24 protein-coding genes and 1 pseudogene are annotated in these 23,489 nt (G+C 51.8%); 11 read left to right on the top strand and 14 right to left on the bottom strand.

Translation table 11 applies throughout. The annotated features are described in order from the left end of the window. Nucleotides 1–10: 10 nt before the first annotated feature. Complete coding sequence (gene silA / locus AC0TN7_RS23090; RefSeq protein WP_473702489.1) at nucleotides 11–3,151, top strand: Cu(+)/Ag(+) efflux RND transporter permease subunit SilA; 3,141 nt, start codon at nucleotides 11–13, stop codon at nucleotides 3,149–3,151. A 42-nt stretch (nucleotides 3,152–3,193) separates the two neighbouring features. Here silA and AC0TN7_RS23085 read toward each other — a convergent pair whose 3' ends face one another. Continuing rightward, nucleotides 3,194–3,667, bottom strand: a complete 474-nt coding sequence (locus AC0TN7_RS23085; RefSeq protein ID WP_420278284.1) for a hypothetical protein — start codon at nucleotides 3,665–3,667, stop codon at nucleotides 3,194–3,196. 289 nt (nucleotides 3,668–3,956) lie between these two features. Between AC0TN7_RS23085 and AC0TN7_RS23080 the strand changes: the two genes are divergently transcribed. The 6 genes and pseudogenes from AC0TN7_RS23080 to AC0TN7_RS23055 all read left to right on the top strand — a co-directional run bounded on the left by AC0TN7_RS23080 (nucleotide 3,957) and on the right by AC0TN7_RS23055 (nucleotide 8,713). Continuing rightward, nucleotides 3,957–4,283 carry a Silver-binding protein gene (locus AC0TN7_RS23080; protein WP_463726710.1) on the top strand — a complete coding sequence of 109 codons (327 nt, stop codon included), beginning with the start codon at nucleotides 3,957–3,959 and terminating at the stop codon, nucleotides 4,281–4,283. Between the two features lie 17 nt (nucleotides 4,284–4,300). Beyond that, nucleotides 4,301–4,378: pseudogene (locus tag AC0TN7_RS23075) on the top strand (recombinase family protein); the annotation flags it as partial. A gap of 559 nt (nucleotides 4,379–4,937) precedes the next feature. Continuing rightward, nucleotides 4,938–5,207 carry a hypothetical protein gene (locus AC0TN7_RS23070; RefSeq protein WP_417927405.1) on the top strand — a complete coding sequence of 90 codons (270 nt, stop codon included), beginning with the start codon at nucleotides 4,938–4,940 and terminating at the stop codon, nucleotides 5,205–5,207. 245 nt (nucleotides 5,208–5,452) lie between these two features. Further along, nucleotides 5,453–6,595 carry an HBL/NHE enterotoxin family protein gene (locus tag AC0TN7_RS23065; RefSeq protein WP_417927404.1) on the top strand — a complete coding sequence of 381 codons (1,143 nt, stop codon included), beginning with the start codon at nucleotides 5,453–5,455 and terminating at the stop codon, nucleotides 6,593–6,595. Between the two features lie 103 nt (nucleotides 6,596–6,698). Further along, on the top strand, nucleotides 6,699–7,586 hold the full coding sequence (locus tag AC0TN7_RS23060; RefSeq protein ID WP_463726709.1) for an HBL/NHE enterotoxin family protein: 888 nt from the start codon (nucleotides 6,699–6,701) through the stop codon (nucleotides 7,584–7,586). A gap of 35 nt (nucleotides 7,587–7,621) precedes the next feature. Then, nucleotides 7,622–8,713, top strand: coding sequence for an HBL/NHE enterotoxin family protein (locus AC0TN7_RS23055; protein WP_024908517.1), 1,092 nt, complete (start codon nucleotides 7,622–7,624; stop codon nucleotides 8,711–8,713). A gap of 355 nt (nucleotides 8,714–9,068) precedes the next feature. On the opposite strand, the gene AC0TN7_RS23050 is transcribed toward AC0TN7_RS23055, so the two are convergent. From AC0TN7_RS23050 to AC0TN7_RS23005, 10 genes are all read right to left on the bottom strand, one after another. Continuing rightward, on the bottom strand, nucleotides 9,069–9,872 hold the full coding sequence (locus AC0TN7_RS23050; protein WP_024908516.1) for a carboxymuconolactone decarboxylase family protein: 804 nt from the start codon (nucleotides 9,870–9,872) through the stop codon (nucleotides 9,069–9,071). 15 nt (nucleotides 9,873–9,887) lie between these two features. After that, a complete protein-coding gene (locus AC0TN7_RS23045) occupies nucleotides 9,888–10,583 on the bottom strand; it encodes a putative quinol monooxygenase (RefSeq protein WP_061715284.1) in 696 nt (231 codons plus the stop codon). 49 nt (nucleotides 10,584–10,632) lie between these two features. Beyond that, nucleotides 10,633–11,229 (bottom strand): NAD(P)H-dependent oxidoreductase, encoded by a 597-nt coding sequence (locus AC0TN7_RS23040; protein WP_473702531.1) that lies wholly within the window; start codon nucleotides 11,227–11,229, stop codon nucleotides 10,633–10,635. Between the two features lie 37 nt (nucleotides 11,230–11,266). Beyond that, a complete protein-coding gene (locus AC0TN7_RS23035) occupies nucleotides 11,267–11,644 on the bottom strand; it encodes a DUF1330 domain-containing protein (protein WP_024908513.1) in 378 nt (125 codons plus the stop codon). A gap of 30 nt (nucleotides 11,645–11,674) precedes the next feature. Beyond that, nucleotides 11,675–12,694 (bottom strand): aldo/keto reductase, encoded by a 1,020-nt coding sequence (locus AC0TN7_RS23030; RefSeq protein ID WP_061715120.1) that lies wholly within the window; start codon nucleotides 12,692–12,694, stop codon nucleotides 11,675–11,677. 2 nt (nucleotides 12,695–12,696) lie between these two features. Further along, nucleotides 12,697–13,269 (bottom strand): NAD(P)H-dependent oxidoreductase, encoded by a 573-nt coding sequence (locus AC0TN7_RS23025; RefSeq protein WP_061715121.1) that lies wholly within the window; start codon nucleotides 13,267–13,269, stop codon nucleotides 12,697–12,699. Nucleotides 13,270–13,419: 150 nt separating this feature from the next. Then, complete coding sequence (locus AC0TN7_RS23020) at nucleotides 13,420–14,454, bottom strand: amidohydrolase family protein (protein WP_024908510.1); 1,035 nt, start codon at nucleotides 14,452–14,454, stop codon at nucleotides 13,420–13,422. 102 nt (nucleotides 14,455–14,556) lie between these two features. Beyond that, nucleotides 14,557–15,504: an aldo/keto reductase gene (locus AC0TN7_RS23015; protein WP_024908509.1), complete on the bottom strand. Its 948-nt coding sequence runs from the start codon at nucleotides 15,502–15,504 to the stop codon at nucleotides 14,557–14,559. A gap of 84 nt (nucleotides 15,505–15,588) precedes the next feature. After that, complete coding sequence (locus tag AC0TN7_RS23010) at nucleotides 15,589–16,278, bottom strand: type 1 glutamine amidotransferase domain-containing protein (protein ID WP_024908508.1); 690 nt, start codon at nucleotides 16,276–16,278, stop codon at nucleotides 15,589–15,591. An 11-nt stretch (nucleotides 16,279–16,289) separates the two neighbouring features. After that, nucleotides 16,290–16,595: a hypothetical protein gene (locus tag AC0TN7_RS23005; RefSeq protein ID WP_045910563.1), complete on the bottom strand. Its 306-nt coding sequence runs from the start codon at nucleotides 16,593–16,595 to the stop codon at nucleotides 16,290–16,292. Nucleotides 16,596–16,734: 139 nt separating this feature from the next. Between AC0TN7_RS23005 and AC0TN7_RS23000 the strand changes: the two genes are divergently transcribed. Next, complete coding sequence (locus tag AC0TN7_RS23000) at nucleotides 16,735–17,634, top strand: LysR family transcriptional regulator (RefSeq protein ID WP_024908506.1); 900 nt, start codon at nucleotides 16,735–16,737, stop codon at nucleotides 17,632–17,634. 36 nt (nucleotides 17,635–17,670) lie between these two features. Here the strand turns inward: AC0TN7_RS23000 and AC0TN7_RS22995 are convergent, their stop codons facing one another. Beyond that, nucleotides 17,671–18,579 carry a LysR family transcriptional regulator gene (locus AC0TN7_RS22995; protein WP_050870608.1) on the bottom strand — a complete coding sequence of 303 codons (909 nt, stop codon included), beginning with the start codon at nucleotides 18,577–18,579 and terminating at the stop codon, nucleotides 17,671–17,673. Nucleotides 18,580–18,791: 212 nt separating this feature from the next. Here AC0TN7_RS22995 and AC0TN7_RS22990 point away from each other — a divergent pair, with 212 nt between their 5' ends. From AC0TN7_RS22990 to AC0TN7_RS22980, 3 genes are all read left to right on the top strand, one after another. Continuing rightward, nucleotides 18,792–19,778, top strand: coding sequence for an aldo/keto reductase (locus AC0TN7_RS22990; RefSeq protein ID WP_024908504.1), 987 nt, complete (start codon nucleotides 18,792–18,794; stop codon nucleotides 19,776–19,778). Between the two features lie 46 nt (nucleotides 19,779–19,824). Further along, nucleotides 19,825–21,006, top strand: coding sequence for an aldo/keto reductase (locus AC0TN7_RS22985; RefSeq protein WP_024908503.1), 1,182 nt, complete (start codon nucleotides 19,825–19,827; stop codon nucleotides 21,004–21,006). 65 nt (nucleotides 21,007–21,071) lie between these two features. Then, the gene (locus AC0TN7_RS22980) at nucleotides 21,072–22,016 is read left to right on the top strand and encodes an SMP-30/gluconolactonase/LRE family protein (protein ID WP_024908502.1); all 945 of its coding nucleotides are present in this window, start codon (nucleotides 21,072–21,074) and stop codon (nucleotides 22,014–22,016) included. A gap of 51 nt (nucleotides 22,017–22,067) precedes the next feature. On the opposite strand, the gene AC0TN7_RS22975 is transcribed toward AC0TN7_RS22980, so the two are convergent. Continuing rightward, nucleotides 22,068–23,105 (bottom strand): aldo/keto reductase, encoded by a 1,038-nt coding sequence (locus tag AC0TN7_RS22975; protein ID WP_024908501.1) that lies wholly within the window; start codon nucleotides 23,103–23,105, stop codon nucleotides 22,068–22,070. Between the two features lie 167 nt (nucleotides 23,106–23,272). After that, on the bottom strand, nucleotides 23,273–23,479 hold the full coding sequence (locus AC0TN7_RS22970) for a hypothetical protein (protein WP_024908500.1): 207 nt from the start codon (nucleotides 23,477–23,479) through the stop codon (nucleotides 23,273–23,275). Between the last annotated feature and the right edge of the window lie 10 nt (nucleotides 23,480–23,489).

Here is a 23,489-nt window from a genome sequence, read left to right as displayed (position 1 = left end):
GGAGACGATGATGATTGAATGGATTATCCGGCGGTCAGTCGCCAACCGTTTCCTGGTCATGATGGGGGCGCTCTTCCTCAGCGTTTGGGGGACATGGACCATCATCAACACCCCGGTCGATGCCTTGCCCGATCTGTCTGACGTTCAGGTTATTATCAAAACCAGCTATCCCGGCCAGGCTCCGCAGATTGTTGAAAACCAGGTGACCTATCCACTCACCACCACCATGCTGTCGGTTCCCGGCGCAAAGACCGTGCGCGGTTTTTCGCAGTTTGGTGATTCGTATGTCTATGTCATTTTTGAAGACGGTACCGATTTGTACTGGGCCCGTTCGCGCGTGCTGGAGTATCTGAACCAGGTTCAGGGCAAACTGCCTGCCGGTGTGAGCTCAGAGATAGGCCCTGATGCCACGGGCGTGGGCTGGATATTTGAGTATGCGCTGGTGGATCGCAGCGGAAAACACGATCTCGCCGAGTTACGCTCGTTGCAGGACTGGTTCCTGAAATTTGAACTGAAAACGATCCCGAACGTGGCTGAAGTGGCCTCCGTCGGCGGCGTGGTGAAGCAGTATCAGATCCAGGTCAATCCGTTAAAACTGGCTCAGTACGGCATTAGTCTGCCGGAGGTTAAGCAGGCCCTTGAGTCGTCTAACCAGGAGGCAGGGGGATCGTCAGTTGAAATGGCGGAAGCGGAGTATATGGTCCGGGCCAGCGGCTATCTGCAGACGATGGACGATTTCAATAACATTGTCCTGAAAACCGGCGATAACGGGATACCGATTTACCTTCGTGATGTTGCTCGCGTACAAACAGGGCCGGAAATGCGCCGCGGTATTGCCGAGCTGAACGGGCAGGGTGAAGTGGCGGGCGGCGTGGTGATCCTGCGTTCGGGTAAAAACGCGCGCGAGGTCATTACGGCGGTGAAAGATAAGCTGGAGACGCTGAAGGCCAGCCTGCCGGAAGGTGTTGAGATTGTGACTACCTACGATCGCAGCCAGCTCATCGATCGGGCAATCGACAACCTGAGTTCCAAGCTGCTCGAAGAGTTTATCGTGGTGGCCATCGTCTGCGCCCTGTTCCTGTGGCACGTTCGCTCGGCGCTGGTGGCGATTATCTCTCTGCCGCTTGGCCTGTGTATTGCCTTTATCGTCATGCATTTCCAGGGACTGAACGCCAATATCATGTCGCTGGGAGGCATTGCCATTGCCGTCGGCGCGATGGTGGATGCCGCTATCGTCATGATTGAAAACGCGCACAAACGGCTGGAAGAGTGGGATCACCTGCATCCGGGAGAGCAGATTGATAACGCCACGCGCTGGAAGGTGATCACCAACGCCTCTGTCGAGGTTGGCCCCGCGCTGTTTATCAGCCTGCTGATCATCACCTTGTCCTTCATTCCTATCTTTACCCTTGAGGGTCAGGAAGGGCGGCTGTTTGGTCCGCTGGCCTTCACGAAAACGTACGCCATGGCGGGCGCGGCCGCGCTGGCCATCATTGTTATCCCCATCCTGATGGGATTCTGGATCCGGGGTAAAATCCCCGCAGAGACCAGTAACCCATTGAACAGGCTACTGATTAAAGCCTATCATCCTCTACTGATTCGTGTGCTCCACTGGCCTAAAACAACGCTGCTGGCTGCGGCCTTATCCATCTTCACGGTGATCTGGCCCCTGAGCCAGGTGGGCGGCGAGTTCTTGCCAAAGATAAATGAAGGTGACCTGCTGTATATGCCGTCAACATTGCCGGGCGTCTCTCCGGCTGAAGCTGCCGCGCTGTTACAGACCACGGACAAACTCATCAAAACCGTGCCTGAAGTGGCCTCGGTGTTTGGCAAAACCGGCAAGGCCGAAACGGCAACGGATTCCGCGCCGCTCGAAATGGTGGAAACCACCATTCAGCTCAAGCCTGAGGATCAGTGGCGGCCCGGCATGACGATTGACAAGATCGTTGACGAGCTAGACAAGACCGTTCGTTTGCCTGGCCTGGCGAACCTCTGGGTTCCGCCCATTCGTAACCGGATAGACATGCTTTCGACCGGGATCAAAAGCCCCATCGGTATCAAAGTGTCAGGTACCGTTCTGTCGGATATTGACGCCACGGCGCAGAGCATTGAGGCGGTAGCCAAAACGGTGCCGGGCGTGGTGTCTGCCCTGGCTGAACGTCTGGAGGGCGGGCGCTACATTGATGTCGATATCAACCGGGAAAAAGCCTCCCGCTACGGGATGACGGTGGGTGATGTGCAGCTCTTTGTCTCCTCGGCCATCGGCGGGGCGACGGTGGGTGAAACGGTGGAAGGCGTCGCCCGATACCCGATTAATATTCGCTATCCTCAGGACTACCGAAACAGCCCGAGCGCGTTGAAGCAGATGCCTGTCCTCACGCCGATGAAACAGCAGATCACGCTGGGCGATGTGGCGGATATCAACGTGGTTTCCGGCCCCACGATGCTAAAAACGGAGAATGCCCGACCTGCGAGCTGGATTTATATCGATGCCCGCGGCAGGGATATGGTGTCGGTGGTGAACGACATTAAAACGGCTATCAGTCAGAACGTAAAGCTGAGACCGGGTACCAGCGTCTCATTCTCCGGACAGTTTGAACTGCTCGAACACGCCAACAAGAAACTGAAGCTGATGGTGCCGATGACGGTGATGATCATCTTCATTCTGCTGTATCTGGCGTTCCGTCGCGTGGATGAAGCGTTGCTGATCCTGATGAGCTTGCCGTTCGCCCTGGTCGGCGGGATATGGTTCCTCTACTGGCAGGGTTTTCATATGTCAGTTGCAACCGGCACCGGGTTTATCGCCCTGGCCGGGGTAGCGGCAGAATTTGGGGTGGTCATGCTGATGTATTTGCGTCATGCCATTGAAGCGCACCCGGCGTTATCCCATCGGGAAACGTTCACCGAACAGGGACTAGATGACGCTCTTTATCATGGCGCGGTGCTGCGCGTGCGGCCAAAGGCGATGACCGTCGCGGTGATTATTGCCGGTCTGCTGCCCATTCTGTGGGGTACCGGTGCCGGGTCAGAAGTCATGAGCCGGATAGCGGCGCCCATGATTGGCGGGATGATCACGGCTCCGCTGCTATCGCTGTTTATTATTCCTGCGGCGTATAAGTTAATTTGGTTGCGCAGGCATAAAAAGCCATAAAAAAAACCGCCAGCGATGGCGGGTTTTTTACGGGATGAACGCTTAGCGCGCTGTTTTAGCACGCGTCTGGCTGAGAAGCTTGCGCCAGGCACGATTATGTAGAGTAAACAGCAGCATCTTATAGAAGGCGGTGGAAAGGATACAGCTGCCGCTAAGCAGTAGCATGACGGTACTCACTAGCGCCGCGGTCAGACTGACGCCCGGAGCAGCGCTACCGCTCAGCGCGACCAGCAGATAGGCTGCCGTTAATACCAGGCTTATCACCGCCAGCGTAAGGTGTAACCTCACGGCGCGCATGCTGCCTTTGCCAATCATAAACATCGTCACGCCGTTAAGGCCAGCGAACAGAAGGGCGATCAGGACAACCCAGACGAATACGTGTCCCGCTGGCTGGTCGAGTTCGGCGAGTACGCCATACCCCAGCCACAGCTGAGGAATAGCGAAACTGACAATCACCCCGAGAGTACTGATTGCCGCGGGAATCCCCATGGTGTGTAGGCCTACAGGTTTGCCCATTTCTTCAGCCAACTGAGTCTTTAGCTGTTGCAGCTGTGTCGGGGAGGCATTGCTTATGCTGGTAGCCACCTCGTTACAGTGTTGCAGGCGACGGGATAAATTTCTAATTATTTGAATAATCAACGTTTTGTATCTCTCATTCCTTGAGTGCCGGAATAGGATAGGGAATAAGCTCATAGAGTGACAGAAATGTCACTCGCCAGTCATGCGATAAACAGTAGCCGGTTTTTATAATTCATTATAAAGAAGGCCTCCAACTGTTGGGCGCTTTAACTTCGGAGATACCGTTATGAAAAAGACCCTTTTATCTGTTATTGCCCTCCTGGCGGTTTCTGCATCCAGCTGGGCGGCAGAGACAAACAGCAACAAACAGGCAGCACTGCCCCATGACATGATGCAAAGCAACACATCGGATTCGAGCCAGAGCATGGCGGAAATGCATAAGGAGATGATCAAAACCCGTCCATGCGGTACTAACGAAGCAGCGACGTCGTTTTCCGCGATGAATGAACACGAGAAAGCGGCGATTGCACACGAGACGGCGAATAACGGCCAGTCTTCGGTCAGCCATCAGCAGCAGGCGCAACAACATCGTCGCCAGATGACAGAGAATTAATCCGCTGCGAAGCCTCTCGAGGCCGTAAACCCTCCATCGATCCTGCTGAAGTGTACCGTCTGCATGTGGTCGCGAAAATGGGCGGCACGGCAATTTGAAAACCCGCAGGTAACTTTGCGGGTTTTTTATTTCAGCCGAAAAAAGGCCTACAAATCAAAATTTAAAATATTTATACAATTAAGCTTTGATTAATAAATAAACTAACCATTAACAATTGCTTAATTGTTAATTTAAAACAAAAGCGATTTTTCTTTGCCTTTTTCTGGGGGAGGGGGTGTTTATTCTGATAATAATTAATCACTTGAGGCATTGCTCTGGATTAAGATGAAAAAGCCATCATTGCTACCTTGCTTATGTTATAAAGTAGCACATTACACCATGTAAACCATGGTGCAGTAAAATGAAATTCCGTATTATTAAAGTCAGTTGCGGGAAATGATTGTACCACTAATATTTAAGAACGTTCTGATTGCCAGTTATTGCACTGGTTAAAATATAAAATATATCACAAGCAGCTTCTGCCAGATTGAAGTTGGTGGTTTTTTTCTTTACAAATATGTATGGAAATAAATGGATTCCAGAAACCATTTCAAAATAGATGGGGCGAACTCCGAAAAGCCAAATGAGTAGGATGACTAACATCGAGGCAATATCATGTCGAATCAAGAGACTATTGTTGGTGGCTGGACGGCTTATCATACGTTGACCGAAAAAGATTGGCAGGTATTTAAAGAAGCCATGGCGGGATTTGTTGGTGTAACGTATGAGCCGCAGGCCGTCTCAACGCAGTTAGTGGCCGGGACAAATTATCGCTTCAAGTGCCTTGCTTCAATTCCGCCTGCTTTAGTGGTGTGGGAGTCTATTGTTGAAATCCTCCAGCCTTTGCAGGGGGCTCCGCATATTGTCGGGATCACCCGAATCTGAACTTTCAATCAATACTGTGTCAATGCGTGATTTAGGAAAACATTCCAGGCTTTGACGGTCTTTTCGTAAATAAGTGCTTTTTATTAACTTGGCTTTGCTTTAATCCACTTATTGAAAGAAGTTGTGAGCTTAAAACACGATTTCCTTGGTATGAAATGACCTGATTAGCCACGGTCAATATGTTTTATATTTAACTGAGTTCTAAGAGTTCACTCCGATCTTAGTAACAGAAAGGGTATTTAATAATGCTAAATCATATTCTACAGGCCGGCACTAATCCGTCGATTAACAGTAATAACATGAAAGCGAGTGCTGATGCCTCAACCACGGCAGCTGTGATTATTCAAAACTATGTAGGCACCATTTTAACACAGGCCGATCTCTCTCTGCCTGATATATTACCCGATCTACCGGAACATCAGGCAAAGGCCAGAGACCATGCCACATCCTGGCGTGATGCCATACAGCCGCAAATGATCTCAACCAATACGGATATTGTGAGCTTCTCTAACAATTTTGATTCCTATTATGATCCTTTGGTTAAGCTGGCGGTAAAAATACAGCAAAACCCTTCGGACACAGCATCAATTAATACTTTTAAACTGGGTGTTCAGCAACTTCAGGCGTTGGTCGCTCAAAAACAAACCGCTACGCATACCGTGGTTAATTCAGTGGGGGGGTTCCAGACCACGCTTGCCGAAGATGCCCGCAATTTCGCCAGTGATTTTTCGACGGCAGAGGCGGCATTAGCCGGTAAAGACGGGCAAATTGCCGCACTGGGGAAACAAATCGACGCTATTAATTCCGCCATGAGTAAAGACTTGACTATGATTGCAGCGGGTTCAACCGCCGCAGTGGTAGGGGGATTAATGATTGCCGTGGGGGCACTGGCGGAAATTGCGACCGCAGGCGTCAGTACCGCACTGATTGTCGGTGGATTGGTGGTCGTTGGAGCCGGTGCTGGTGTTGCCATTGCTGGGGGAGTTGACTATGCCAAGCAAACCAGCGCGCTCAGCACGGCCATTACGACCAGAACAAAACTACAACAACAGTATTCTGCCACCAAAAACGTGAATACGATTGTTCAGAATCTTTCAGGCCAGGCATCTGCTGCGGTTCAGGCCGCGGGTTCTTTACTGACAGGTTGGCAGACGCTAGAACAGGACTTTATTGTCTTCCAGTCGGCGCTGACCAGCGCGACCCCCGATTTAGGTTATTTCCTGATCGCGCAACTCAATGCGGCGAAAGCGGACTGGGATGACGTTGGCAATCATGCCCGTAAACTCCTGGATTATGGTTCTTTACCGGTCAGCAACGCATCGGTTACCAGCGGTGGGATCCTGTTACCTAATCCAACGGCGACGTTTGCACGGCTGGCTGCTGCATAGCGTTCATCAATCAGGCCCGTGAGGGTCTGATTGTTTTAACAGAAAACCGGACGCATCGTTTCACGATGATGCCAATAAAAGACCCATGTCTAAGGTTCAGAGTATGCCAGCATTAAAAGTCAGCTTTACTCAGGCATTAGCGGCTCAACAAAATGTGCGTCAACAGATGAAGCAGGTCGCACAACAATTAGAACAGCTTCCGCCCATTAACGAACCGCAGATCTCCGACCTGAATGAAAATATTGTCTCCGTCCACAATCATGCGAATTATTATCTGTCTGACATTGTGGTGAAAATGGATTCGTTGTATTCCGACGTTATCAGGTTTGGAGACGCGCTGGATTCTACGGTTGCTAACATCCGTTCTGAATTAAATGGTCCTGACGGACAGGAGTATCTCGCAAAAGCTCAGGGGCAGATTAAGCAATTACTCTCCGACAGCGCGCCGCTATCCGCCTCTCTGAATAATTTCAATGAAGTTGTTATTTCCTTTAATAATAACATTACGTCGGACTCAAGGAACTTGCTAGCCGATCAGCAAAAGGCGCAACAGTTATTAGCTGCCGATCGGGCAAGATTAGAGGCTCTTAACGCTCAGCTGAATGCGCTGAATGCTGAGCTTGAAAGTAAAAAGAGGATGGAAATTATCATCGGCATTTTTACTCTTGGGATTGGCGCCGCCATTATGGAATTAACAGGCTATGTGCAAAGCACAGAGCGGGCGATTGGCCAGGCGCAACAGGAAACGGAGAGGCTTTATCAGGAAATAGGACAGCTCGGCGCCACCAGTGATGCACTGAACGCATTGACCAAAGGAACCGCTATTTTGTGTGGCCTGACACAATCTCTTCAATATGGTTGGCAAACCGTGACGGCCGAGCTGTCGGAGGTCACCCAACAACAGGTGACTGCGGATTTTCTTATCGTCTCGGTTAATACCGTGCAGGCGAACTGGCAGGAAGTGATGCGCACCGTTGAGCAATTGCAGTAAGGCAAAAACCAATTAACGACTTTGAGGTTTTCATTATGATCATGCAAGCCATTGCAGCTGTGAAAAATGATACTGAATCATCATCAACCAATACCTTAATGACAGGTATTCAGGGCATTGGTGCTTCATCGATTGCTCAACAGACTTATGCGAGCACTGTATTATGTCAACCCAACATTCATTTAGATATTTTACCTGATCTTCCTGCACAGCAGGCTATTGCGCGCGATCAGGCGCAGGAATGGTTGTCCTCGATTAATCCGGCGGCCATTTCTTCTCTGGTGAATGTGCGTAATTTTTCGAATCAGGTGGGGGCTTATGTCGATGCACTTCTTCCGGCGGCACAAAAATATGACATGGGGGATAAAAGCCAGCTTCCTTATATCCAGCAGGGCATCCAGCAGCTGCTTTTTCTTGCTCAGAAAAACGTCACTTCCACGGGGGTGTTTGTCGATAACGTCCAGGTTTATGTGAATGGGATCAACAGCAGTCAGAGCACATTTAAAGAGGCTAAAGAAACCGTGCAGACGCAAATTACCGGTGATAAAGGGGAAATATCGGCACTTCGGCAGAAGCTAAACGATCTGAATAAACAGATGGATGCAGATATTGTGCAGATTTCGGCGGGAGCGGTGAGCGACATTATAGGGATCGGCATGATTGTCATTGCGGCCACAACAATTATCGAAACCGGTGGGGCAACGCAAACGCTTCTGGCTGCAGGTATTACCCTGGTCGCGGGCGGAACGCTGGCGATGACCATAAGCTCTGCCGATATCGTCAAAGCGCAAAAAGAGTACAGCACAACGTTGACCAATCTCGTCGGGCTTGAATTGGAAGTGGCTGTTTTTGACACGGTTTATAACCAGTTGACGGCCAGTGAAAGACTTTCTCAGTCTGCCATTGATGCCGCTAAGCTGCTGGTCAACGGATGGCAGACCGTTGCTGATAGCTACCAGCAAACGCTGGCCGACCTGCAGCAGAGTTCAAAAGGGTATCTGGCACTGAGGCTGAGCGCGATGAAACGCCAGTGGCAACAGCTAGGCGAGCAGGCGGGAAGCGTGATGCAGTTAGGGCCGCTGCCTTTTAATACTGTTCCCGCAAATGAACTGAAGTCGAGTGCATGACAGGCGAAGAGCTGCCCGGCAACCGCCGGGCAGAAAAGCCTTTTAGAACAGGTATAGCGTCAGCACCGTTGGTTGAAGGTGGGTGGTACAAAACAGCATAAGTTAATAATCAACTTAATTTAACTATTCTGGGTTTGAGGAATATACATAATTTACGACAGCACCAGAAACAGTATAACAAACTGTTTTAAATGGATATTAATCAAATGGCGATTCAAACTCACAGTTATGAACTCAGTTTTGGTTCATAACTGTGTTAAACGCTGTCCATAAATCACTCGATGTCACGTCAGTTGGTTCATGAACTGTTCGTTCTAATTTTGTGATGTGCGTCAGGTTTTAGTGTTCAGTAATGTTACCTTTTACTCGATGATCGATTGTTTAGCACCTCTCCCACAACCGGAGCAGCGGTAAATGCGTTTGGCCAGCCAGCATAGAAGGCGGCCTGGGTAACGATCTCACCAGCTTCCTCAACAGAAAGTCCATTATCCATTGCTCTATTGAGGTGATAGCCAATCTGCGCGCTCTGTCCGGATGCGATTAACGCGCTGACCGTAATCAGGCTTCTGTCGCGGGGTTTCAGCGCGGGTCTTTGCCAGAGATCCAGGAACAGTGGATCTGCAGTGAATTTAACCAGGCCCGGAGATATTGGGCCAACATTTTTTTCCACTGTCTCTGAACGCTGCTTTTCTGCTTCCTGATTGAGAGGAAGCAGGTCCGGAGAAGCTTCAGGAAGTGCATCTGCCGTGACGCCACGAGTTTCAAATACTGCTTTGGTCACGCTGACGGCTGACATTGCATTTGGCCAACCTGAGTAGAACGCCAGATGGGTAATGATTTCTGACAATTCCGCTGGCGTAACGCCATTATCAAGGGCAATGTCTATATAGTGCTTAAGGTCGCCAGGCTGGTTTCTGGCAATTAGCATGGAGACGGTCACCATACTACGATCCCTAGGCGAGAGGGCATCGCGTGTCCACAGATCTTCAGTAATAGCTTCTCGACCAAAGCGCGCAAGAGCCGGTGAGACAGAACGAATATCAGCTTCAGAAATCGCTGAAGGTTCAATTTTCATCATAGTTTTACCTCTTGTTTCCTCAGCATTAGCAAAATCAGAAATAACAAGCGACATGGCCGCCGCTGCAATTACGCTTTTCATGTCAATCCTCACTGGTCAACGGTGCGGATCCTGTTTGATTCCGCCTTTGTTACGAAGAAATACCGGTTTTACCGGGATAGCGTCCTTACTGACGCTCATATGCGCCGTTTGCCTGAGATAGTCACGGAAGTGTGGCGTTTGTCGGTGCAGTTGATACGCTTCCTCACTGGCGTAAATCTCATAGAAATACCAGCGGTTCGGAGTCTGTGAGTCTGTAGCGGCATACATAGCTAGCACGCCTTTCTCTACTTTGAGCGACTCAGCCATTTCAGGCAGGACGATGTTTTTAAATTCGGTCTGAAATTCAGGCTTTACCTCGACGATCACCAGATTATTAATGGTTCGCTCATTCGGTATGATGTGTTTGTCCCCCAGAAATTGGGGCTCCAGAGTGATTTTATTTTTCCGATCGATAATGTCAGGTGCCCGGGCAGCGAATGCCTTGTATGGTTCGGCATTCAGATGTTTGCGGTAAGCACTCTCGTTTTCATAGAGTTCGACCATGAATGCCTGACCTGGATTGTCGCTGCGTTGCAGGGCATACATCGCCAGCGTACCTGCTTCATGATCAACCGAAGCGGAAATCGTCTGCCTGGCCACGTCTGCAAAGTCGTTGTCCCGATCGGGCCTGACGCCGAGCTCGAAGATATTCATCACTGGCTTATTCGGCGCGTCCGGTTTTGTTGCAAAGACAGGGCTGCTTATTAGCATGCAAATTAAAAGAATAAGGCTCTTTTTCACGATGATCCTTTTATTGAAATTACTGTTTAAGACGTTCTATAAGTTGGTGTTGGTAAGAAGGTAACCGATCGCTGCTGGCGCTCTCAAAGACGAGGGGAGGAAGCCACGTCATACCTGCGTGCAGGGCGCTTGCCTTCATCGGTAAAAACACATCCGCAAGCGATACCCCGATCTTGCCGTCCGGCCCGTAAGTGGAGCTGCCCCCCGCAGCCGTACTGACAACAAGCATCTCCTTTCCCTGCCACAGACCGGGTCCGACACTTCCCCAGGTTTCATTCAGCCAGGCCTTCATCATCGGCGTAATATTGAACCAGTGTGTCGGGAAGATAAAAACGACACGGCTGTGCTCACGCATCATTTTTCGCTCTGCATCGCCGTTAATCTGACGTGTGTCATAACCATACAAGGTCTCAAGGTTGCGAACCGTCACGCCTTCCAGACTCTCAGCGGCTTCCTGCAACCCTTTTGTCAGAACTGAGCGTTCTGGATAAGGGTGAGAGACGATAGCGAGCGTTTTAATGTCGGTCTTTTCACGACTATGTGCATGCCTGACGGGCATGAGGAAGATAAATGCAAACAAAAACAATGCTGCTGCTCTGCGCTGACGTAACCACATCATAAAACCTCCTTTGTCTTAATAAGGTAGTAAAGCTCTATGGTGTAACAGGAGCCAGTTCCGGCAATCCTTCTACGATATAGGTTCGCGAATTACCGGCACGGTGTCGGATAGGAATGATCTTCTGGTACGCGGCCGAGTTATACCAGTCCTGGGCTTTTTTGAGACTCTCAAACTTAATAACAACCAGTCGGCCCTGTGCTCCGAACCCTTCTTTAATATCGGGTTCACCTCCTCTGACGATGAAGCGTCCACCAAAGGGCCTGAAAGTTGACTCAACCTGAGCGCTGTACGGTTTTATCGCTTCACGGTCGGTCGCCTGAAACTCTGCGATATAATAAGCAGGCGTTGCCGCCAGTGCTGAAGATAGCCCAGAGAGCGCGAACAGAAAGGCTACCGCTGTCTTAAAAGTCATCCTTCCTCCTTTCATGAAAGTGAATAAGGACTACCGCGTCCAGACCTGCTTAACGTCTTTCGTTTGCGGCGTGTTTTGCGCCATGATCCCCGTCAGAACATGCGGCTGGTAGGTTTCTTCCAGAAACCGGATTTCCTCCGGGCTCAGTTGAAGATTTACTGCGTTTACCGCGCCATCGACGTGATCTTTTTTTGTGGCCCCTACGACAGGTGACGCGACTTTTGTCAGCAGCCAGGCGAGTGAGATTTCCGTCATGGACACCTGATGTCGTTCGGCAAGCTCGGCGACGCGCTCGATAATGATCCGATCCTGTTCAGCCGTGCTGTCATATTTTCCGCGGGCATAGGCATCCTCGGTGGCTCGCCGCGTGTGGCCTTCTTTCCGGGCGAGACGGCCGCTGGCGAGCGCGCTATAGGGCGTCATTGCGATATCATCTTCAGCGCACAGACCGAAGAGCTCTCGTTCATCTTCACGCATAATCAGGTTGTAGTGGCTTTGCACAGAGACAAAAGGCGTCAGCCCTTCACGTTCGGCAAGGGCGTTCGCCTTCGCCAGCTGCCAGGCATAGCAGTTTGAAATACCAATAGCGCGCACCTTGCCAGCAGTAACGGCGGCATGCAGCGCTTCAAGCACCTCGATAACGGGCGTGTTGTAATCCCAGATGTGGTAGATGTAGAGGTCTATGTAGTCCATCCCCAGATTCTGCAGGCTCTGGTCAAGCGAGCGGGCTATCGCCTGCTTTGCGCTGATACCTTCGGAAATTTGCGCGGGTGTTCGCGGCAGAAACTTGGTGGCCAGCACGACGTCATCGCGTTTCGCCATCTCCCGTAGCGCCCGGCCAACGTACCGCTCGCTGGAGCCGTTCTGATAGGCGATAGCGGTATCGTAAAAATTGATACCCTTTTCGAGACCGTAGCGGATAATGTCGCGGCTTGCTGTTTCGTCCAGCGTCCAGCTATGCTGGCCCGTTAACGGGTCGCCAAACCCCATACACCCCATGCAGATGCGGGAGACAAGTAAGTCACTTTTACCGAGCCGGGTATACTGCATCGTTATTCTCCCTCTGGATTATTCACGACGGTATTGAGCAGGTCGACAAGCCTTGAAGCGTGCTCCCGGGCAAGCGTTTTTTGCTGCGCGATTTTGTCGGCATCCCGGTCGGCGTAGCTAATACCGCAGGTATAAACCGGCGCCAGCAGCTCAAGATTGCACAGCCTTGCCGTGGTCTCGAACGGAATAAGATACTCTTCAATGGCATGGCCAAAGAAACCGTCAGCGGTATAGAGAGCCTGTGGCGCCCCTGTAGTGAAGGAGAGGATCAGCTTTTTACCGCCCAGTTTCGCCGTTGAGCCATGCGCGAAACCGTGGACAAAGACCTCGTCCAGCCATTGTTTCATTAACCCGGGCAGCCCATACCAGGAAAAAGGAAACTGCCAGACAATCACATCGGCCCTGAGCAGGCTTTCCTGCTCCGCAGCGATATTGAATTTGCCGTCCGGATAGAGCCAGTCCAGACGACGAATTTCAGCATCGGGAAGGGCGGTCGCCACTTCATCAAGGATCGTGGCATTGGCGACGGAATGGGTAAGCTCAGGATGGCCTGAAACAATAAGGATATTTTTCATTTCAATGAGTTAAATATATTTGGTGAATGTTTAACCCAGTATAGAGTGACACCATTATTTTTTTTAGAGCAGTAAAGACTCATTCACTTTTAGACAAAAACTAATAATGGTCGACTGTTCTCATTGTACCGGTCATCACGAACCCGTGAACTACGCCGTGATGCCCAGTAAACGTTCTGCATTGCGAAATGCGATGGCCTCTTTTTCAGCCTTGTTGACGGGCAGACTGTCGATAAAGGTTTTTACACCGTCCAGGGTCTGATAGGGATAATCGACGGAGAACAGGATCCTTTCTGCCCCCATTAACGCGTAGATAAACTGGAAGTGCGGCAGCGACAGCATACCTGACGGGGTAACGTAAACGTGCTCCTGGAAGGTTCTCGTTAGCGTGCGTGACAGACCCGTTGCAGCCAGTGGAAGGCTGTCATCAAGACGCTGCAGCCAGAAGGGCAGCATCTCCCCCCAGTGGCCACTGATTACCTGCAAGTGGGGATATTTATCAAATACGCCCGATAACATCAGCCGTAACAAATGGATCCCGGCTTCGTGATGCCAGCCCCAGCCAAACATAGAGAGCCGGGCGTTGACCTCTGCGCTGAAGCCCGTGAAGTAGGCCTGTTGCACGCTTTTAAACGGTAATCCGGGATGAAGATAGAGTGGCACATTCAGTTTATTAAAGCGGGAAAGCAGGGAGTCATAGTCAGGATTATCGAGAAAGCATGAAGAGGGTCGGCCATTCAGAAGTGCCCCCTTAAACCCCAGTTCTTCAACTGCGCGGACAAGCTCTTTTTCAGCCTCTTCCGGCTGTGCCCAGGGAAGAGTGGCAAATGCCGCGAAGCGATCCGGATGATTTCTTACCGCCCCGGCAAGGCGGTCGTTTGCCGCCGTATTTAATGTTACCGCTTCATCCTTAGGTGCCAGCTGGGGGAATCCGCCCACAGAAAGGATCTGAAGGGTAATTCCAGCCTCATCCATATCCCTGAGGCGGCGGCTTCCCAAATCAGCGCCTTTCGCGTTTATCAGCGCATTCTTTTCTATCTGCGGCCGGCTTCGGTCAGGATTATGACCATCAGCGACGGTTTTCCCCCAGTCGCCAAGGAAAGGCGCCTGCTCAAGCGCAACAGGCATACACGCTCGCCCTAACTCGCTGTCGAGATAATGTTCTTCAAGGCAAATGATTTTCATATTCTCACCCTTCATACAAAGCAGTAAAAGTGATACAGATTAGGATCGCCCGGAACTGTCCATACGTGAATGTGATTCATGACAGTCTGTTCCGGATGGGCTTTACACCATCGGTTTTTCCCAGGCGCCTCGTGTATCCACTCTGGTCTCTGCGGCGAGTTGTTCCAGCAGGATGATTTCCTCATCGCGTAACTGGATGTCTGAGGCGCAGGCGGCGTCCAGCACGTGATGGGCTTTAGTCGCACCAACGAGGGGAAGGGTACCTTTTGCAATAGCCCATGCGATGGCTATCTGTGCAACGCTGGCATTCCTTTCGGCTCCCATTTTTTTCATGGCGGCGGTTAATCTTTCAATCTGCGGCAGTACAGCGTTATAACTTTCGGCCCGGCCACTCCCGGCAGGCATGGGATGATTTGAATCATAACGACCACTGAGCGCGCCTTGCTCCAGGACCATGTAAGCAAAGAACGTGATGTTATTTTTTCGGCAATAATCAAGGATCCCGGCCTCTTCAGAAGCGCGATAGAGCAGGCTGTAGTGATTTTGTACTGCACTGAGAGAATAACCGGAAGCGTTAAGGATTTCGTTGGCGCGTCTGATTTGTGCCAGATTGTGGTTGGAAACACCTACGCGTTTGACCTTACCGCTTTGTAAAAGTGGGATCAGTCCTGGCGTCCATTTCTCAACGTCGAGGGGATTATGGATCCAGTAGATATCAATCGCGTCCACACCCAGACGTCCAAGGCTGGCCTCAAGCATATCGCTGACAGGCTGCGCTGACTGTTCGTTCGCAATCTGCGGTGTGAATTTGGTGGATAAAATCATATCCTCGCGGGGGAACTGACGGACTAATGCTCCCAGTGCGGCCTCGGAACTCCCCATGCCATATACTGCTGCGGTATCCCAGAGATTGAGGCCCTTACTCATGGCCGTGGTGAACACGTCTGCCATCTGAGTATCAGAAAGATGATTGCCGAAGACGGTGTCGCCACCGGCGAAACCTGTGCCCCAGGACCATGTGCCCAGCGCGACGGAAGGTAGTGTTTTCATATTCAGCTCCTGTAAAAAGGCCGGAACATTGCTGACGTAAACCGGCCAAAGAGGGTGAGTAACGGTGAAAAAGAGATGAATGGATTAAGCTGACTGGCGGAGGGCATTTAACAGCGCCACACCGACACCGTGTGCTGAAGCGGGATTCTGCCCCGTGATAAGGCGACCGTCAGTAACCACATTTTCAGACCAGTTCGGGGCTTCATGATGAAGCGCGCCATGCTCGCGAAGTGCAGTCTCAAGCAGGTAGGGAACCACATCTGTGGTGTGAACTTCTTCCTCTTCCTTGTTGGTAAAGGCCGCCACGTTTTTGCCTTTCACCAGGTATTCGCCGCTGCTGAGCTTTGCGTCAACCAGTGCCGCAGGTCCGTGGCAGACGGCTGAGACAATCCCATCACTTTCATATACTTCGCGGATAATACGCTGGGCATCCTGGCTGTCGCGGAAATCCCACATGGTTCCATGGCCGCCCGCAAAGAAAACGGCGCTGTAATCGGTACCGTTCAGCTCGGATAACGCTGGTGTTGTTGCCAGGCGCTGCTGAAAATCGGTTTCGTTCCAGTACCAGGCGTTGACAGGATCACTGAGGTCAAATCCATCCACCGGCGGCTGTCCCCCGCGAATGCTGGCTATCATCGTTTTTAGTCCGGCATCTTCCAGTACTTTCAGCGGATGCGTCAGCTCGGCCAGGAAAAAACCGGTTGGTACACCGGATGCGCCTTTAATCGGATGACTGGAAACGACACACAGCACGGGTTTATCTGCAGGTTTCATATCGGGCCTCACTATTTATTTTTAAATTCAGCGGCAAAGAGATTTTCCCAGTTAATAAAGGAGCCAAGCGGAATGCACTCAAAGCTTAATAAGCCAGCTTTTGCCAGCGGGAATTCGGCCATTACGTTCATCGCTTCATCGACAGAGTCACATTCAAGAAAAATAGCGACGCCAGGTCTGTCCTGACGGAAGTAGATGTCGCGGATGAAGCCGGATTTATACAATCCCCAGGCGTGTAGCGCTTCAGCGTTAAGGTGTGGAGCATATTTTTCCAGCGATGCTCCAGGTGCGGGGATATCCAGACATAAAATTCGCATCATAGTCTCCTGAACTCAGGTCGTTGTAGAAAGAGATAAAAGTATAAGAGGCGAATTTCACGAAGATTAGAGGAGCATTGACTTAAGCATCTTTAGACTGTACTTAATAATCAGGCGGAGATTGCTTTAGGAACACATTATGAATAACGCCCTGTATAACCAGATACGCATCTTTCAGAGCATTGCACGTGAGGGCAATATTTCGGCAGCCGCAAGAAAACTGGAAATTACGCCTCCCTCCGTCAGCAATGCGCTTAAGCTGCTGGAAGATCATATTGGCCATCCGCTTTTTGTGCGTACGACCCGCCGTATTGAGCTGACGGAAACCGGGCAGCTGTTGCTGGAACAGACCGCTGCGGCGGTGGAGTCGCTGGAACATTCGCTTGAAAGCATTCGCGACCAGAATCAGGAGCCCTCTGGTATCGTGCGAATCACGCTCTCGCGTTTTGCCTATCTGTTAATTCTTAAGCCTGCAATGGCGAAATTCTGTCAGCAATATCCGGGTATACAGCTTGAAATTTCGGTTTACGACGGTACCGTGAATGTTATCGAAGAGCGTTTTGATCTTGGGATCCGTTTTGGCGATATCCTCGAAGGTGGGGTGGTGGCGCGGCCGTTAATGAAACCCTTTCGTGAAGGGTTATATGCATCCTCAGCTTATATCAGCGAGCATGGAATGCCCGAGGTGCCGGCTGACCTCAGTCAACACAAGCTCATTGGCTACCGTTTTATTACTAACAACCGCATCCTTCCGTTGATTCTGAACGATCGCGGAGAGCAGTTGACGGTTGAGATGCCGGGGCAGTTAATCAGCAACGATATTGACGTTATGGCAGACGGGATCCGTAACGGCCTGGGAATCGGACGTTTGTTTGAACCCATCTTGCAGTTACAGCCGGACAGGGAGCGCTTTATACCCGTGATGGAGAGCCACTGGAAAACCTACCCGCCAGTGTATCTCTATTACCCCAAAAACGCGGGCAAAACGAAAAGAGTGAAGGCCCTGATTGATTTTCTGATATCCGCTACGGGACGATAAAGACGATAACGCCTCGTTCAGTATGGAGGCGCTATTTCACAACCCCAGCGGCCTGGCCTCCTGTATGAACTCAATCAGAAGGCGAAGCCCGGTCGGCAATTGCCGGCGGCTTGAATAATAGATATGAAAACCTTCCTCCAGCGGGGACCATTCCGTAAGCACCAGGCGGAGCCGTCCATCTTTCACATAGGGGGCAACAAGAGGCTCCGGAAAATACATCAGGCCGGCTCCACCTAAGACGGCCACAAGGCCCGTTTCAGCCTGATTGACCGTCACAGAGCCTGGCACAGTGATTTGGTACGTTTCGCCGTCTCGCTCAAGTTCCCAGCGATAAATCCGATCGTCGCCGAGACGATTGCTTATACAGCGATGGTGCAATAAATCATCCGGATGTTCAGGCGTTCCGTAGCGTTCCAGGTAACCGGGGGATGCCGCGATAACCCAGCGAATATCGGCAGATAAACGTCGGGCAACCATGTCTTCCGGAACGGTGCCACCATAGCGGATACCTGCATCGAAGCCCGCATCAGTGACGTCAACCATACGGTTGCTGGCCACAATATCGATTTCAATATCGGGGTAGCGATCCATAAACGCGGGCATGACCGGCGCAAGCAAAAGATTGGCCGCTTCAACGGCAGCATTGATGCGGATACGTCCGGTAGGGGTATTACGATACCGGTTAAGCGATTCAAGCGCGCCTCCTATCTTGTCGAAAGGCTGAAGGACAGACTGAACCAGTTCTTCACCTGCAGCCGTAGGGGTAACGCTCTTGGTCGTGCGATTAAGGAGGCGAACCCCGAGCCGGGTTTCCAGTCCCTTCAGGGCATGACTAAGCGCTGATGCACTGACACCTAATTCAATCGCCGCACGGCTGAAACTGCGATGACGTGCAATAGCCATGAAATAAATGAGATCGGCGACATCAGCTCTGCTTATTTGCATACAGAATCGTTTTCCTTGTGCGTTAAGGCCCGAATGCGTTGATACGGAAATGATATACACCATAGACCGATTAGCGCTAATCCGTTGCTGAATTTATTTCACAAGTCCATCCACTCATCGCCTCTCACTGAACACGTTGTGCTTCGTTATTCTTGAAAATTATGCGCTCTGGCCGTCGGTCAGGGCGGAACATTCACCTAACGGAGCCGTGTATGAACTATACGCATCTTGGCCGCACCGGCCTGAAAGTCAGCCGCCTTTGTCTCGGAACCATGAATTTTGGTGACGTCACCGACGAGAAAACCAGCGCCCGCATTCTGGATGAAGCGCTTGAGGCGGGTATCAATTTCATTGATACAGCAGACGTGTATGGCACCGAGCAATCACCCGATATCCAGCAAGGGTCGGGGCTGTCTGAAGAGATTATTGGTCGCTGGCTCCAGCAGGGTGGCCGCCGTAACCGTATCGTTCTGGCGACGAAAGCCTATCAGCCTATGGGACCGGGTCCGAACGATCGCCGTCTTTCTGCTTACCATATTCGCAAGGCCTGCGAGGATAGTTTGCGACGGCTTAAGACCGACCATATTGACGTCTATCAGATGCATCACATCGATCGTTATACACCATGGGAAGAGGTCTGGCAGGCCATGGAGCTCCTTGTTCAGCAGGGAAAAGTGCTTTATATCGGTAGCAGCAATTTCGCAGGCTGGGACATTGCGACTGCGCAGTCAGTGGCCACGGCCCGTCATTCCCTGGGCCTGGTTGCTGAGCAAAGTCTCTACAATCTGACTGCCCGAACTGTTGAGCTGGAGGTCATTCCCGCATGCCGTCATTTTGGCCTGGGACTGATTCCCTGGAGCCCGCTTGCCGGAGGGTTGCTTGGCGGCGTACTGAAAAAGATGGCAAGCGGGCGCCGTGCGAGGCCCGCGTTTGCCCGTTTAATCGAACAGTATCGTCCGCAGCTGGAAGCCTACGAAGGATTATGTGAGGACCTCGGCGAAACCCCTTCCGATGTGGCGCTTGCGTGGCTCCTGCAGAATCCTGTCGTTACTGCTCCACTTATCGGGCCTCGTACGGCGGAACAACTCCGGGAGGCGCTTCACGCAACGACAATCACGCTATCAGACGACACCATGAGCTGTCTCGACGAAATCTGGCCCGGACCCGGGGGAGAAGCGCCCCAGGCTTATGCCTGGTAATGACCAAATTAATGAATCCTTTCTACGCTATAGGGAGTTCCAGTTTATGAGCAAGATGATGCATGACCAGCATTCTGCTTCCGTACCCGCTTCCCGGGAACGTCGCAATTTTCTGATCGCCGGCGCCGGTCTGGCGTTGGCCGCTACTACCCTTGGCAGGAGCGGAGCAGTGATGGCGAACCCGGCTGGTCAGGACACGTCGAGCGCCTCTTCGGATGCTGTTCCCGTCCAGAAGGAGACCTTAACCACACGTAAACTCGGCTCGCTGGAGGTTTCAAGCATGGGACTCGGGTGTCTGCCTATGGTGGGGTATTACGGCGGTGGTCCGCGCGATCGTAAAGCCATGGTTTCGCTCATCCGGGCCGCCTTCGAACAAGGCATCACGTTCTTTGATACTGCCGAGGTGTATGGCCCCCATCTCAGTGAAGAATTTGTCGGGGAAGCACTGGCCCCTGTTCGCGATCGTGTGGTGATTGCCACTAAGTTCGGTTTCGGCGTGGAGGAGGGGAAGCCAACCTCCCTTAACAGCCATCCTGACCATATCCGCCGCGCCGTAGAGGGCTCGCTGAAGCGTCTGAAAACGGACCACATCGATCTGCTTTATCAGCATCGCCCCGATCCGAATGTGCCGATTGAGGATGTGGCGGAAACCGTGAAGGCGTTGATCCAGGAGGGTAAAGTGAAACACTGGGGATTGTCGGAAGCGAGTGCCAGGACAATCCGCCGCGCACATGCGGTACTCCCTGTGACTGCAGTACAGAGTGAGTATGCCATGTGGTGGCGTGAACCGGAGACGCGGATATTTCCAACGCTCGAAGAGCTGGGTATCGGCTTTGTACCATACTGCCCGACCGCCCGGAGTTTCCTTGCCGGGGCAGTCAATCCAAGCCAGCGGTTCGACAGCACAGATCGGCGGCATAACCTGCCACGCTTCCAGCCCGATGCCCTGGCCAAAAACATGGTACTGCTTGAATTTGCGCAATCGTGGGCCCGCCGCAAAAACACCACTCCGGTTCAGTTCGCGCTGGCCTGGGTGATGGCTCAGCGGCCATGGATAGTCCCCATCCCGGGTACGACGCAATATCCGCACCTGATAGAAAATAGCGGTGCACCGCAAGTCCGGTTGACGGACAGAGAGCTACGCGAAATCGATGCGGCGCTTGCCAAAATCCCATTGCAGGGCGGTCGCGCCGATCCGTTTACCGAAAGTCAGTTTGATAAAAATTAATACCTGCTGTTACAGGGAGACTGCAGGTAAAGTCTCCCTCAGTGCTATTGCCGGGGATAAACCACATGAATGGACTAAATCATAACGCGCTTACGCGCAGTGCCGTCCCCATACCGCCCTGCGAGCGTTCTCTTCAGACCGTGGAGGCCCAGCCGTACTTCAGCGTTTCAGAGGCGTCTCTCGTGCTCGAAGGGGCGGTGTTCGATCGGAACAATAACCTGCTGTTTGTTGATGCGGCGACGGGGCGCGTGTTTAAGCTCACCCCGGAGCGGCAGCTTTCCATTGTCCTTAAGGATAATACACTCGGTGCTTCCGGCCTGGCTGTACACAAAGATGGACGGATCTTTATCGCGTCGGTGGGCGATATGCAGCGAGGTTCAGTCCGGGCTATCGAACCCGACGGCACCGGTGAGCAGATGGTTGTTGCTCCTGATGCTGGATTTCTTGTCAACGACCTGGTCTTTGATAATCAGGGCGGATTTTATTTTACTGACAGCCGGGGAAATTCAGCCGATCCACAGGGTGGGGTGTTCTACGTTAGTCCCAACGTCGGGTCAATTCATACCATCCTGCCTGGACTCGCGGTCGGGAACGGCATAGCGATTGACTCCGCCGGCTCTCAGATATGGGCCACAGAACACGCTAAAAACAGGCTTCATCGCGTAAGATTGTCAGACGCCACCACGATTGCCCCCTTTGGTTCGGTTGTTACCTATCAGTTCACCGGGCCGGCTCCAGATGGGGCCCGTGTCGACAGCGAAGGCAATGTATATGTGGCCATCTCAGGCCAGGGGCGCGTCATGGTCTTCAACCGCAACGGACTGCCGATTGGGCAAATTGTGCTGCCTGACCGCGCCAAAGGTCGTAACCTTAAATCGACAAGCCTGGCTATCCGACCCGGACATCACGAGTTGTTCATTGTCACCAACAGCGGGGCCGAACCTGGTGGAGCGATGATTTTTCGATCGGGCGCATTCGCGCCGGCACCGCTTCCCTTTTCACATCAATGACCGGGCATGAGTGGCCTGGGGGACCCGGCAACGCCGGGCCAGGGTAGGGCATTAACAGTCCTGTATTGCTGAAGGCGGCGTGAGTGAAGGTGGCGTATCCGGAAGTGGGGGAATGATCCCGTCGACGGGATGCGGCAGATAGTGTGCCTCGAGTTCCATGATTTCGGCATCGCTAAGTGAAAAGTCCAGTGCGCTGATAGCCGTGGAAAGATGTTCTGGTTTCGTCGCGCCGATGATCGGGGCTGTGATGACCGTTTTTGATAGCAACCAGGCAATTGCAACATGGGCTCTTGGCACATGGTGCTTTTCAGCAATGCTGGCAACAACATCAATAACGGGCTTATCCAGAAGGGCTGCGTTCTCATACATTTTTAACGCAAAGGCATCGTTTTGCGTTCGTCGGGACGTGACACTCCAGTCGCGCGTGAGCCTGCCGCGTGCCATCGGACTCCAGGGGATCACACCCACGCCCTGGTCTTCACACAGGGGCAGCATCTCGCGCTCTTCTTCCCGGTAAAGCAGGTTGTATTGCGGTTGCATCGTAATAAATCGGGTCCAGCCGTTACGCTCTGCCGTATGCTGCATTTTTGCAAAGCGCCAGGCTTCCATAGATGATGCGCCGATGTAACGTACTTTTCCTGATTTAACGAGGTCATGCAGAGCCTCCATGGTCTCTTCAACAGGCGTGGAGTGGTCAAAGCGGTGAATCTGAAAGAGATCCACGTAATCCATGCCTAAGCGCATCAGGCTATCGTCAATAGACTGAAAAATGGCTTTGCGGGAAAGAAACCCGGTATTGGGTGAGTTGCGCCACGGAAAGAAGGTCTTTGTCGCCACAACAATCTCATCGCGTCTGGCCATTTCTCTCAGCGCTTTTCCAGTGATCTCTTCAGAACTTCCGCCCGAGTAGATATTCGCGGTATCAAAAAAATTAATGCCCGCTTCAAGCGCCTGACGAATGAGCGGGCGTGACGCCTTTTCATCTAGGGACCAGGGTTGAGGCAAACGTTCAGGTTCGCCATAGCTCATACAACCGAGACAAAGACGGGAGACTTGCAAACCGCTACGACCCAGATTCACATACTTCATTCTGTGTTCCTTCTTTTATTGCCAGCAATTCTGTATGTGACAGGGTATTGCACTGACATGAAGGGAACCAGCATGCGCCATCGAATGGTGTTATGAGTTTTTTTCACAGATGGGCGTAATCGTCAGTAGATTTTACATACAAGGACAGCGCCCACACACTGACATCATTAATTATTATTGGGTGAGGTTTTCAGGCACGGCTGACCAACAGGAATAACAATTTTTTCACGGTGTTCCCCGCGTTCATAAACACAGATTGTACCTTCATCTGTATTGACCTGTTCCTTGAGCGGGAGCTCTGGTTCCTGCGCAAAAATGCGAAAAGATGCGACCAAAATCAATGCCAGAGAACACAAAAGCTGGACTGCATTCATATCTTCACTC

The organism is Enterobacter sp. PL_is511, from assembly GCF_055816065.1.
Note: the sequence above shows the minus strand (reverse complement) of the source record. Positions and strands in the feature narration are given on the sequence as shown.

What these genes read in the sequence shown, in the direction of transcription:
- silA (WP_473702489.1), top strand. Translation starts at nt 11, where the DNA reads ATGATTGAATGGATTATCCGGCGGTCAGTCGCCAACCGTTTCCTGGTC.
- AC0TN7_RS23085 (WP_420278284.1), bottom strand. Translation starts at nt 3,667, where the DNA reads ATGGGCAAACCTGTAGGCCTACACACCATGGGGATTCCCGCGGCAATC.
- AC0TN7_RS23080 (WP_463726710.1), top strand. Translation starts at nt 3,957, where the DNA reads ATGAAAAAGACCCTTTTATCTGTTATTGCCCTCCTGGCGGTTTCTGCA.
- AC0TN7_RS23070 (WP_417927405.1), top strand. Translation starts at nt 4,938, where the DNA reads ATGTCGAATCAAGAGACTATTGTTGGTGGCTGGACGGCTTATCATACG.
- AC0TN7_RS23065 (WP_417927404.1), top strand. Translation starts at nt 5,453, where the DNA reads ATGCTAAATCATATTCTACAGGCCGGCACTAATCCGTCGATTAACAGT.
- AC0TN7_RS23060 (WP_463726709.1), top strand. Translation starts at nt 6,699, where the DNA reads ATGCCAGCATTAAAAGTCAGCTTTACTCAGGCATTAGCGGCTCAACAA.
- AC0TN7_RS23055 (WP_024908517.1), top strand. Translation starts at nt 7,622, where the DNA reads ATGATCATGCAAGCCATTGCAGCTGTGAAAAATGATACTGAATCATCA.
- AC0TN7_RS23050 (WP_024908516.1), bottom strand. Translation starts at nt 9,872, where the DNA reads ATGAAAAGCGTAATTGCAGCGGCGGCCATGTCGCTTGTTATTTCTGAT.
- AC0TN7_RS23045 (WP_061715284.1), bottom strand. Translation starts at nt 10,583, where the DNA reads ATGCTAATAAGCAGCCCTGTCTTTGCAACAAAACCGGACGCGCCGAAT.
- AC0TN7_RS23040 (WP_473702531.1), bottom strand. Translation starts at nt 11,229, where the DNA reads ATGTGGTTACGTCAGCGCAGAGCAGCAGCATTGTTTTTGTTTGCATTT.
- AC0TN7_RS23035 (WP_024908513.1), bottom strand. Translation starts at nt 11,644, where the DNA reads ATGACTTTTAAGACAGCGGTAGCCTTTCTGTTCGCGCTCTCTGGGCTA.
- AC0TN7_RS23030 (WP_061715120.1), bottom strand. Translation starts at nt 12,694, where the DNA reads ATGCAGTATACCCGGCTCGGTAAAAGTGACTTACTTGTCTCCCGCATC.
- AC0TN7_RS23025 (WP_061715121.1), bottom strand. Translation starts at nt 13,269, where the DNA reads ATGAAAAATATCCTTATTGTTTCAGGCCATCCTGAGCTTACCCATTCC.
- AC0TN7_RS23020 (WP_024908510.1), bottom strand. Translation starts at nt 14,454, where the DNA reads ATGAAAATCATTTGCCTTGAAGAACATTATCTCGACAGCGAGTTAGGG.
- AC0TN7_RS23015 (WP_024908509.1), bottom strand. Translation starts at nt 15,504, where the DNA reads ATGAAAACACTACCTTCCGTCGCGCTGGGCACATGGTCCTGGGGCACA.
- AC0TN7_RS23010 (WP_024908508.1), bottom strand. Translation starts at nt 16,278, where the DNA reads ATGAAACCTGCAGATAAACCCGTGCTGTGTGTCGTTTCCAGTCATCCG.
- AC0TN7_RS23005 (WP_045910563.1), bottom strand. Translation starts at nt 16,595, where the DNA reads ATGCGAATTTTATGTCTGGATATCCCCGCACCTGGAGCATCGCTGGAA.
- AC0TN7_RS23000 (WP_024908506.1), top strand. Translation starts at nt 16,735, where the DNA reads ATGAATAACGCCCTGTATAACCAGATACGCATCTTTCAGAGCATTGCA.
- AC0TN7_RS22995 (WP_050870608.1), bottom strand. Translation starts at nt 18,579, where the DNA reads ATGCAAATAAGCAGAGCTGATGTCGCCGATCTCATTTATTTCATGGCT.
- AC0TN7_RS22990 (WP_024908504.1), top strand. Translation starts at nt 18,792, where the DNA reads ATGAACTATACGCATCTTGGCCGCACCGGCCTGAAAGTCAGCCGCCTT.
- AC0TN7_RS22985 (WP_024908503.1), top strand. Translation starts at nt 19,825, where the DNA reads ATGAGCAAGATGATGCATGACCAGCATTCTGCTTCCGTACCCGCTTCC.
- AC0TN7_RS22980 (WP_024908502.1), top strand. Translation starts at nt 21,072, where the DNA reads ATGAATGGACTAAATCATAACGCGCTTACGCGCAGTGCCGTCCCCATA.
- AC0TN7_RS22975 (WP_024908501.1), bottom strand. Translation starts at nt 23,105, where the DNA reads ATGAAGTATGTGAATCTGGGTCGTAGCGGTTTGCAAGTCTCCCGTCTT.
- AC0TN7_RS22970 (WP_024908500.1), bottom strand. Translation starts at nt 23,479, where the DNA reads ATGAATGCAGTCCAGCTTTTGTGTTCTCTGGCATTGATTTTGGTCGCA.